Source organism: Streptomyces sp. NPDC045998, from assembly GCF_056430285.1.
Genome location: NZ_JBWKLJ010000007.1, coordinates 356,569 through 367,031 on the forward strand (window position 1 = coordinate 356,569; position 10,463 = coordinate 367,031).

A 10,463-nucleotide genomic window follows, 5' to 3' on the forward strand; every position below is an offset into this window, starting at 1 on the left:
TACAAGACCGGCCCCGCGGAGGCTGCCTAGCGTGCGGTCATGACCACTACGAAGCCCACGACCACCCCGACGCCACACCTGGACGCCATCGGCCTCGTCGTCTCCGACATGGCCGCCTCCCTCGCCTTCTACCGCCGCCTCGGCCTGGACATCCCCGCCGGCGCCGACGCCGCCCCGCACGTCGAGGTCACGCTGCCCGGCGGGCTGCGGGTGCTGTGGGACACCGAGGACGTCATCCGCTCGTTCGACCCCGACTGGACGCGCCCGCGCGGCGGCGACCGCGTCGGCCTGGCGTTCCGCTGCGCGGACCCGGCCGGCGTCGACGCGGTGTACGAGTCGCTGGTGGCCGCCGGTCACCGCGGGCACCTGAAGCCCTGGGACGCGGAGTGGGGCCAGCGCTACGCCGTGGTGCTGGACCCCGACGGCTGCGCGGTGTCCCTCTTCGCCGACACCGACGCGACGTAAGCGCTCAGCGTGGTACCGGCCAGGGCCCGCACCTCCCGCGCCAGGTGCGCCTGGTCGGCGCAGCCCGCCTCGACCGCCGCCCGCGCGTACGGCACGCCCGCCCGTACGCGCGCGAGCGCGCGTTGGAGCCGCAGCACGCGCGCGAGCGTCTTGGGGCCGTAGCCGAAGGCGTCCAGCGAGCGGCGGTGCAGTTGGCGGGCGCCCAGGCCCACGGCGGCGGCGGTGGCGGCGACCGGGCGGCCGGCCTCCAAGCCCGCGACCACGGCCCGCACCAGCGGGTCGGGGCGCGGCGCGTCGGCGGCGAGGCGCAGCGCCAACTCCTCCAGCGCGGCGGCCCGGTCGCGGGCGGCCGAGACGCGCTCCGCGAGCCGCCGCACGCGGGGGCCGGGCCACAGCGCGTCCAGCTCCACGCGCCGGTCGCGCAGCTCGTGGGCGGGCACGCCCAGGATCAGCGGCGCGTGCCCGGGCGCGAACCGGACCCCGGCGTAGGCGTCGCCGGGGTTCTCGGGGACGTACGCCCGGGTGTCGGGTCCGGCGACGAGCAGGCGCCCGTCGGTCCACAGCAGATCCATGCACCCGTCGGGCAGGACCCGTCCCGTCCCCGTGGGCGACCCGCCGTGGGTCCAGACGACAGCGCCCTCGAGGCGTGCGGTTCGCTCCTCGTACACGCGTGCCAGGCTAGGCCGACCGATCCGTGTCGTCACGGCGTCGGTCCTTGTCGCGGTCCCGCTCCCGCTCCCTGTCCCTCTCCTTTTCCTTGTCCTTCTCCTTCGGCGAGTGCAGCCGCGCCACCACGTCGTCCGGCGGCAGGAACCGCGACCAGCGCTCGGGGAACTCCGAGGGCATGTCCGGGTCCTCGTCGTCCAGGTCCTCCACCGCCGCCTTCGCCCGGGCCACCAGGGCGGCGGCCTCGGCCGCGCGGGCGCGCTCGTTCTCGGCGCGGGCGGCGGCGGTGGCGACGGACGGCCAGACCCGGTCGATCGCGGCGTTCACCGCGGCGCCGACCAGGACCGCGAAGGCGGAGATGCCGATCCACAGCAGGACCGCGATGGGCGCGGAGAGCGAGCCGTAGATCGTCGGCCCCTCGACCGTACTGGTCAGGTAGATGCGCAGCAGGAAGCTGCCGAGCACCCACATCCCGAGGGCCACCAGGGCGCCCGGCACGTCCTCGATCCAGGGCGAGCGGACGGGGACGGACACGTGGTACAGCGTGGTGAGGAAGGCGATCGACAGGAGGATGACGACGGGCCAGTACAGGACCGAGACGACTTCCGTGCCCCAGGGGATCAGCTCCACCACCCGGTCGGGGCCCACGACGGCCAGCGGCAGGACGACCGCGCCGATCAGCAGGGCCACGATGTAGAGGAGGAAGGCGAGCAGCCGGGTCGCCACGATGCCGCGGTGGCCGTCGAGGCCGTACATCACGGTGATCGTGTCGATGAAGACGTTCACGGCGCGCGAGCCCGACCACAGGGCGATGGCGAAACCGATCGAGATGACGTCGGGGCGGCCGCCCTGGGTGACGTCCTCCAGGAGGGGTTTGGCGATGTCGTTGACGCCCCGCTCGGACAGGACCGTGCCCACGGCCGCGAGGATGTTCTTCTCGATGGAGGCGACCGTGGTGGTGTCGGTCCACTCGTCGATGTAGCCGAGCAGCCCGAGCAGGCCCAGCATGAGGGGCGGCAGCGACAGGAGCGTGAAGAACGCCGCTTCGGCGGCGAGACCGAGGATCCGGTACTCGATGCACGAATTGACGGTGTCCTTCAGGAGGAGCCACGCCATTTTCCGCTTGGAGACGTTGCGGTAGAGGGCCCGCGCCCGGTGGAGTCGGCCCGGTGACCTGGGGTGCCACTGGGGTGTTTCTTTTGCTGCCTGCACCTCCTTACCGTATCCGCATGGCAGCCACCACCCACACAGTGACCAACCAGCCTCCGCCCCTGGTCGGGTACGACGTCTTCGCCGCCGATCATGCACTGACCGAGGCCGTGGAACGCCACCTTCCGCTCGAACTCCTCGACGAGGCCCGCAGCGAGCTGTCGAAGCTCGGCACCACGGCCGGGTCCGTCCAGGCGCAGGAGTGGGGGTTCCTCGCCAACGAGAACCCCCCGAAGCTGCGCACCCACGACCGGTACGGCCACCGGATCGACCACGTCGACTTCCACCCGGCCTGGCACCGGCTGCTGGGCCACGCCGTGACCAACGGCCTCACCAACGCCTGGGGCCGGCCCGGCGGCCACGTCCGCCGCGCCGCCGGGTTCCTGGTGTGGACGCAAACCGAGGCGGGGCACGGCTGTCCGTTGTCGATGACGCACGCCGCCGTCCCGGCGCTCCGCACGGACCCCGAGCTCGCCGCCGTGTGGGAGCCGAAGCTGACCTCGCAGGTGTACGAGGGCGAGGAGCTGCGGTCCCCCGCCGAGAAGAACGGCGTGCTCTTCGGGATGGGCATGACCGAGAAGCAGGGCGGCAGTGACGTACGGGCCAACACGACGACGGCCACGCCGCTGGCCGCGGCGGGCGAGTACGTCCTGACGGGCCACAAGTGGTTCTGCTCCGCGCCCATGTCGGACGCCTTCCTGGTGCTGGCGCAGGCGCCCGGGGGGCTGACCTGCTTCCTGGTGCCGCGCGTCCTCGACGACGGCGGCCGCAACGTGTTCATGATCCAGCGGCTCAAGGACAAACTGGGCAACCGGTCGAACGCGTCGAGCGAGGTGGAGTTCGACGGCACCTGGGCGCGCCGGGTCGGCGAGGAGGGCCGCGGGGTGCGCACCATCATCGAGATGGTGGCGGCGACCCGGCTGGACTGCGTGGTCGGTTCGGCGGCGCTGATGCGGCAGGCGGTGGCGCAGGCCGTGCACCACGCCGCGTACCGCGGCGCGTTCGGCGGCGTACTGATCGACAAGCCGCTCATGCGCAACGTCCTGGCCGATCTGGCGCTCGAGTCGGAGGCGGCGACCGCGCTGGCGATGCGCCTGGCGGCCGCGTACGACTCCGACAGCGAGCAGGAGAAGGCCTTCCTGCGCCTCGCGGTGCCCGCGGCCAAGTACTGGGTGACCAAGCGGTGTACGCCGGTGACGGCGGAGGCGCTGGAGTGCCTGGGCGGTAACGGCTACGTCGAGGAGTCGGGGATGCCGCGGCTGTTGCGCGAGTCGCCGCTGAACTCGATCTGGGAGGGCTCGGGCAACGTCCAGGCGCTGGACGTGCTGCGGGCGCTGCAGAGAGAGCCCCTGGCGCTCAACGCGCTGCTGGAGGAGGTCGGCAAGGCGCGGGGCGCCGACCACCGGCTGGACGCGGCGATCAAGGACCTGCTGACCGAACTCGCCGACCTGGAGGGCGTCGAGGCGCGGGCCCGCCGGCTGGTCGAGCGGATGGCGCTGGTCCTCCAGGGCTCGCTGCTGGTGCGGTGGGCCCCGGCGCCGGTGGCGGACGCGTTCTGCGCGTCGCGCCTGGGCGGCGACTGGGGCGCGGCGTTCGGGACGCTGCCGCACACGCTGGACCTGGGGGCGGTGGTGGAGCGGGCGCGGGCGGTCGTCTGACACGGGCCCGAGAGGCAAGCGGGCGCGGGCCGCTGTGTCCGTACGGCCCGCGCCCAGGGAGAGTGGGGTGGTGCTGCGCCGACACGGCACCAACCCAGTGCTCGTACCGGAGACCGTCGCCGGACGACCGGTACGACGCCACTTTCGTACGGGCGCACGCCCCTGCGCGAGAGTTGCAGGGGGTTGCAGCGTCATGGGCAAAGCCGGTGCACGCCCGTGGCGGTCAGGGGAGGATGGGGTGACGTATACCGGCCACCGTGTGCGGGGCAGCGGGGAGGGACAGGTGCGCAGGGCGACTGTCGACATGGCGCGACTCGCCGCCATGGACGCGCGGGAGGCGGCGCTGCTGCTCAAAGGCGTGCGGGACGCCACGCTGAGAGGCGGCCCCTCGCCGCTGGCGCCGCGCGCCGACATCCGCGAGTCCTGGCAGCGGATGCTGCGCAAGGGCGTGGATCCGGACAGGGACCACCGCTCGCGGCTGCTGTCGTCGGTCGAGTTGGAGCGCCGCCGCAGCGCCTCGCCGCTGGCGGAGCTGCTGCCGCTGCTGCGGGAGGGGCTGATGGCGGCGCCGGGATCGGCCTCCGGGTCGGCGCCGCACATCATGGTCGTGGCGGACGCGGACGGCCGGGTGCTGTGGCGGGAGGGCAGTCCGGCGGTCCTGCGGAAGGCGGACGGGCACGGGTTCGAGCCGGGCGCGGACTGGACGGAGGCGACCGTCGGTACGAACGGCCTGGGTACGCCGCTGGTGACGCGCCGCCCGGTGCAGGTGCACTCGGCGGAGCACTTCGTGTCGACGCACCACTCCTGGACGTGTGCGGGCGCGCCGATCACGGATCCGCGGGACGGGCGGCTGCTCGGCGCGGTGGATGTGAGCGGGCCGCTGGCGACGATGCACCCCGCGACGCTGCTGCTGGTGAGCTCGGTGGCGAAACTCGCCGAGGCGGAGCTGCGCAACCGGCACTTCACGGCGCTGGAGCGGCTGCGTTCGGTGGCGGCGCCGGTGCTGTGCCGGGTGGGGGGCCGGGCGGTGGCGGTGGACGCCCATGGGTGGATGGCCGCGGTGACGGGCATGCCGCCGGTGGGCCGGCTGACGCTGCCCCGCGGCTTCGGGGCGGGCCGGGTGCTGGTGCCGTCGCTGGGGCGGTGCGCGGTGGAGCCGCTGCCGGGCGGCTGGCTGCTGCGGGTGGAGGACGACGAGGACGGCGCGGCGGTGGCCGGGGGCCCGGGGCGGGTGGTCCTGGACGTGAGCCGGCCGCGCCGCTGGTCCCTGGAGGTGTCGGGCGGGGCGGGCGGCTGGACGCAGGAGCTCAGTCCGCGCCACGCAGAGCTGCTGTACGTCCTGGCCCGGCATCCGGAGGGGCGCAGCGCGGCGCAGCTGGCGGAGGACGTGTTCGGCGACCGTACGCGCACGGTGACGGTCCGCGCGGAGATGTCACGCGTCCGCCGCACGCTCGGCGGGGTGTTGGCGCACCGGCCGTACCGGTTCCGTGAGGAGGTGGAGGTGGTCCTCCGTCATCCGGACGATCTGTCCGAGCTGCTGCCGCATTCGACGGCCCCGGCTGTGGTGGCGGCGCGGGGTGGTGCGGCTTCTAAGCTGTGAGCCGCACAAGGGCGGGGTGGGGCGGGGCGGGGAGGCGCGGCGGATGCGGGACGCGGGCGGCGGGAACAGCCGGAACGTGGTGGGCGACAGCACGGTGGTGGGTTCCGTCGTACAGGCCCGGAACATCGGGCAGCTGACGATCCATCAGGCGCCTGTGCCTCTGGTTCCGTCGGGTGCCGAGGATCCGTGGGTGTCGGCGGTCCGCGGCTCCGCCGTCTGGAAGCACGTGCCGGACAGCCGGGACGCCGGGCCGCACCGCGAGGCGGCCGCGGCGATGGCCGGTGCGCTGGCCCGGCTGCGCGACGCGGCCGAGGCGCGCCTGGCCGACGATCCGTGGCAGGACCCGCACGGCGCCCTGCGTTTCGCCGAGCGGGTGGAGTGGCTGCTGGGCGAGGAGCCGGGGCTCGATCTGCATCCGGCGGAGGCGGCGCTGTTCGCGCTGGTCCCCCTCCTGTCGCGGGTGCACGACCTGCGGATGGCGGCGGCCCGGCTGGACGTCGCGCCGTGGCTCCTGGGCGTACCGGTGCAGGCGCCGGAGCGGGCGTCGTTCGAGGCGTACGCCGACGGTCACCGGCTGCTGGTGCAGCGGGCGCTGCTGCGCCCGGAGGCCGAGGCTCCGATCGGCTGGTGGCTGTACCACCGGTGGCTGGTGCGGCACGAGAGCCATGCGCACGAGGAGACGGTGCGGGAGCTGCTGGACGCGCTCGGCACACCGGAAGCCCCCTTGCACCGGGTGGTGACCCCGCGCCGGGTGAGCCGGCTGCTGCACGCGCTGCGGCGCGGCCCCGACGTGTGCAACCCGGAGTTCCTGGACGCCCTCCCCTCGGAGGAGACGCTGGGCGTCCAGCGGGTGCGGGACCAGCGGCTGGCCCTGCTGTGCTCGCTGGCGTACGCGCTGACGGCCGAGGTGACGACGCTGCCGGACATCGTGGCCGAGCACCTGGGCATCCCGCACCCGGTCGGCATGGCCGCGCTGCGCACGACGCTGGAGGAGTCGTCCTGGGGCGGCCCGGCGGACCTGCCGGTGCTGCGCGCCGAGTGCGCGCACGAGGCGGTCGTGGAGGGGTTGCGCACGGCCGTCGCCCGCGTGGACGAGACCCTGCACGCGGTGACCCGTACGGTACGGGAGCGGATCACGCACCCGATGCCGCGCCTGCCGGTGCGGCTCTCGGCCGACGGAGTGGTCCCGGCCGACGGCACCTTCACCGGCTGGGCGAGCTTCCGCCTCGACGAGCGGCGGGTGCGGGAGCTGCTGATGGGCGTCCAGCTCTACAAGGACCCGGACCTGGCGGTCCGGGAGCTGTACCAGAACGCCCTGGACGCCTGCCGCTACCGGCGGGCCAGGACGGAGTACCTGGACCGGACGCACGCGGGGGCGACGTACGCGTACGAGGGCTCCATCGTCTTCGAGCAGAGCGTCGACGACGAGGGCCGCGCGTACGTGGAGTGCCGCGACAACGGCATCGGCATGGGCGAGGCGGAGCTGCGGGGCGTGTTCTCGCGGGCGGGCGCCCGCTTCGCCGAGCAGCCGGAGTTCGGCGAGGAGCGCGCGGAGTGGGCACGGCTGGACCCGCCCGTCGAGCTCTATCCGAACAGCCGGTTCGGGATCGGTGTGCTCAGCTACTTCATGCTGGCCGACGAGCTCCGCGTGACCACCTGCCGCCTCGGCCGCGACGGCCGCCCGGGGCCGGTGCTGGAGGCGTCGATCTTCGGGCCCGGGCACCTGTTCCGCATCGTGAGACGGGCGGAGCGCGGCGGGGAGCCGGGGACGACCGTCCGGCTGTATCTGCGGGAGGCGGGCGACAGTGACTGGTCCTGCCCCGGCGTGCTGGACCGGCTGCTGGGCGTCGCGGAGTTCCCGACGGTGGCACGGCACGGCGTCGATGTCCTCAGGTGGGAGCCGGGGCGGCTGCACGAGAGCAAGACGCCCAAGAACGAAGAGCTCGGTCTGCATGTCTCGGGAGCCATCGACGCCTGGCCGGACGCCCCGGCCGGGGTCCAGGTCTTCTGGTGCGCGAGAGGCGGAGGACTGCTGGTGGACGGCCTGGTGGTCAACCCTGCGGAACGCGTTGGCCTGGTGTCGACCCGAGGCGCCGACCTGCCGGGCGCCGTGGTGAACCTCTCGGGGCCATTCGCACCCGAACGCCTCACGGCGGACCGGTCCCAGATCCTGGACGACCTGCGTGAGCCGCTGCGGCGGCTGCTGACCGACGCCGTGGGCCACCTCCTGGACAGTCCGTTGCCCGACCACCAGTGGCTGACCCGGCTCGCCGAGGACAACGAGGTGCTGGCCGACCTGGTGGTGGAGCGCTGCATCGCCGAGAACCGCGTGATCGCCGTGCCGGGGATGACCTTCTGCGATGCCCGGACCGGCTACCTCATCGAGGACCTCCCGCTCCTTTTCCCGCAGCTGAAGGGGGTGTACGACGCACGGAGGTGGCGCACGGCGACCAGGCTCTCCGTGCCCGACCACATTCTGTTGTGGCGGCTGCTGGCGCATCGCCCGCACCCGGTGCTGAGTGAGCTGATCGGGCTCTGCCCCGAACTGGACGCCGTCGGCCCCGTGGCACCCGCCCTGCCTTCCGACGTTCGCCTGCTGCGGCAGCGGCGTCGCCTCTCACGCGGGATGCGGGGCGATGGGGTCCGGCAGCTCGCCCATGTCCTCGGCCGGTCCTCCCGGGCCGTCGCCTTGCGCGCCGCCCAGCTGGGGTTGTTCGACGGTTCCTGCGAGGCGTTCCCCTCCGAGCTGCCACCGGCGGGTACGGGCGCGAGAAGGGCGGCCGGGCGGCGCACCCGCCCACAACCCGGCGTGAGTCTGCTCCTCCGGACCGCCCGACAGGAACGAGCGTCGCTCGGCTCCATCGTGGACCGGTGGAGGAACGCGGGCGTCGACGTCCCGGACGCCATGGTCCGAACCGCCGAGGCAGCCGCCGCGGACGATCTGCTCGGCCCCTTCCTGCGGGAGCGCGAGGGCAACCAGTGGTTCGCGCCCGGCGTCGACGTCGAGCCCGGCCGGCTGGTGATGCTGGCGAATGCCCTGGCCGTCACCGTCCCGGAGCTCTGCGCCCGGCTGCGCGCGTGCGGACTGCGCGCGGACGGAACCGGCCTGCCCGCCCGGCCCGCACCTGAGCTGGCTCCGGTCCTCAGCGCCTGTCTGACGGGGACCTCCCCGTGGCTGGCGGCCGGTGATCCCGTGTCCCCGGCGCATGTGCTCGAGGCGGCGCAGGCAGGGGGGATGACTCCGGCGGAGGCTCTCACCTGGTACGAGGGCCTGGGTTTCGCAGCGCCGGAGGGGTTCCCCGCGGAGGTGGAGCCCCATGACCTCGCCCTGCTGACCCCGCCGCAGGGCCATGGTCTTACCGAGGAACCCCTGCGACCGGGCAGACCCGTCGAGTTCAGCCACGTGCTGGCGGCCGCACGCCGGTGCGGTGTCTCCCTGGCCGGGGCGGCGGCCCGTCTGCGCGCGTTCGGACTCGCGGTTCCCCAGCTGCGCTCCGTCGCCCCGTCGGACATGGACGACCGGCTGTTCGCGGACGACGGCCCTCTTCTGTGGGATGACCTGCGCGCCGACCAGCCCGTACCCTTCGCCCGCATCCTGCTCGCCTCGGAAACGCTGGGCGTCCGCCCCCGGGAGATCGCCGGGCGGCTGACCGAGTACGGGTTCACGCCCTCGCGCCCGGACCTGCCCGAAGGGCTCTCGTACGACATGGCCCTCCTCTTGATCGACGACTTCGGGGACACGACCAGCCGCAAGGACGGCACGCTGCAGCTCCTCATGGAGAAGGCCAGGCAGGTCCACGAGCCCATCGCCCGCGTCCACCACTGGCTCACCCAGCTCGGCATCCCCGTCACCGACCCCGCCGAGGCCATCCGCGCCGCGCTCCCCCGCATCCCCCTCATCTCGCGCGCCCCCGCCGACTGACGCCGCTGGCCACGGCACCGCACCCCGTGTTTCCCTGGCCCCCATGAGCAGCAGCAGCCTCACCGTCACCACCTGGTCCCTCGAGCAGACCTCGCCCGCCGACCTGCGCCCCGCGGCCGTGCCGCCCGGCGATGTCGAGATCCGGCGGGCCGAGGTGCCGTCGCCGGAGTTCAGCCGGTTCCTCTATACGGCGGTGGGCGGCGACATCCGCTGGGTGGACCGGCTCGGGCTGACCTACGACCAGTGGCGGGAGATCGTGGAGCGGCCCGGGGCCGAGATCTGGGTGGCGTACGAGAAGGGGACGCCCGCCGGGTACGTGGAGCTGGACCCGCAGGACGACGGGGTCGTGGAGATCGTCTACTTCGGGCTCATCCCGGCGTTCCGGGGCCGGCGGATCGGCGGGCATCTGCTGTCGTACGGCACGGCCCGCGCCTGGGACCTGGCGGAGCGGTGGCCGGAGCGGGTGCCGACGAAGCGGGTGTGGCTGCACACGTGCTCCCTGGACGGGGAGCACGCGATGGACAACTATCTGCGGCGGGGCTTCCGCCTCTTCGACACCAAGGTCACGGAGGAGCCGGATACTCCGGTTCCGGGACCCTGGCCTGGCGCCCACCCCGCCTGAGCCGGGCAGGCAGCCCCGCAAGCGTCCGATATGAGTGACGCATGACACATTGGTCCACACTCCGAGACATCCATGTCCGCATCGTGGACAAAGGTGGACTGGGTCCAAAGTCCCATGCCACGCTTCCGTCATGTCTCGAGCTGGAATTGCCTTGGTGAGTCGGCGGCACGTCGACCTCGGCCGCATGTCCAGCGCCATCTGTCCGGTGAGCTGAGCCCAGCAGCACCACCGCGATCCCCGAACCCCGCAATCCACTGCGCACCGCCGCGCCGCGCCTTGTGCCGCGCGCGAGTGTGCAGGTCAGAGCCGCCCTCCTGCAGT

Annotated in this window: 8 protein-coding genes; 6 read left to right on the top strand and 2 right to left on the bottom strand. The window is 73.6% G+C overall.

Translation table 11 applies throughout. From position 1 onward, the window contains the following. Positions 1 to 39 precede the first annotated feature (39 nt). Positions 40 to 465 carry a VOC family protein gene (locus tag AC07FJ_RS22635; RefSeq protein ID WP_479051144.1) on the top strand — a complete coding sequence of 142 codons (426 nt, stop codon included), beginning with the start codon at positions 40 to 42 and terminating at the stop codon, positions 463 to 465. Here AC07FJ_RS22635 and AC07FJ_RS22640 read toward each other — a convergent pair. Together AC07FJ_RS22640 and AC07FJ_RS22645 are read right to left on the bottom strand one after the other, a co-directional pair. After that, the gene (locus AC07FJ_RS22640) at positions 399 to 1,133 is read right to left on the bottom strand and encodes a DUF6597 domain-containing transcriptional factor (RefSeq protein ID WP_479051145.1); all 735 of its coding nucleotides are present in this window, start codon (positions 1,131 to 1,133) and stop codon (positions 399 to 401) included. The genes AC07FJ_RS22635 and AC07FJ_RS22640 overlap by 67 nt on opposite strands. Before the next feature lie 10 nt (positions 1,134 to 1,143). Beyond that, positions 1,144 to 2,343, bottom strand: coding sequence for a YihY/virulence factor BrkB family protein (locus AC07FJ_RS22645; protein WP_479051146.1), 1,200 nt, complete (start codon positions 2,341 to 2,343; stop codon positions 1,144 to 1,146). Positions 2,344 to 2,360: 17 nt separating this feature from the next. Between AC07FJ_RS22645 and AC07FJ_RS22650 the strand changes: the two genes are divergently transcribed. The 5 genes from AC07FJ_RS22650 (at position 2,361) to AC07FJ_RS22670 (ending at position 10,356) form a co-directional block, all read left to right on the top strand. After that, positions 2,361 to 3,998 (top strand): acyl-CoA dehydrogenase family protein, encoded by a 1,638-nt coding sequence (locus AC07FJ_RS22650; protein WP_479051147.1) that lies wholly within the window; start codon positions 2,361 to 2,363, stop codon positions 3,996 to 3,998. A gap of 283 nt (positions 3,999 to 4,281) precedes the next feature. Beyond that, entirely contained in the window at positions 4,282 to 5,598 is a 1,317-nt protein-coding gene (locus AC07FJ_RS22655; protein WP_479051148.1) for a helix-turn-helix domain-containing protein, read from the top strand. Positions 5,599 to 5,788: 190 nt separating this feature from the next. Beyond that, the gene (locus AC07FJ_RS22660) at positions 5,789 to 9,520 is read left to right on the top strand and encodes an HD domain-containing protein (RefSeq protein WP_479051149.1); all 3,732 of its coding nucleotides are present in this window, start codon (positions 5,789 to 5,791) and stop codon (positions 9,518 to 9,520) included. A gap of 43 nt (positions 9,521 to 9,563) precedes the next feature. After that, positions 9,564 to 10,142, top strand: a complete 579-nt coding sequence (locus tag AC07FJ_RS22665) for a GNAT family N-acetyltransferase (RefSeq protein ID WP_479051150.1) — start codon at positions 9,564 to 9,566, stop codon at positions 10,140 to 10,142. Positions 10,143 to 10,272: 130 nt separating this feature from the next. Further along, positions 10,273 to 10,356, top strand: coding sequence for a putative leader peptide (locus AC07FJ_RS22670; RefSeq protein WP_312846103.1), 84 nt, complete (start codon positions 10,273 to 10,275; stop codon positions 10,354 to 10,356). Positions 10,357 to 10,463: the final 107 nt, after the last annotated feature.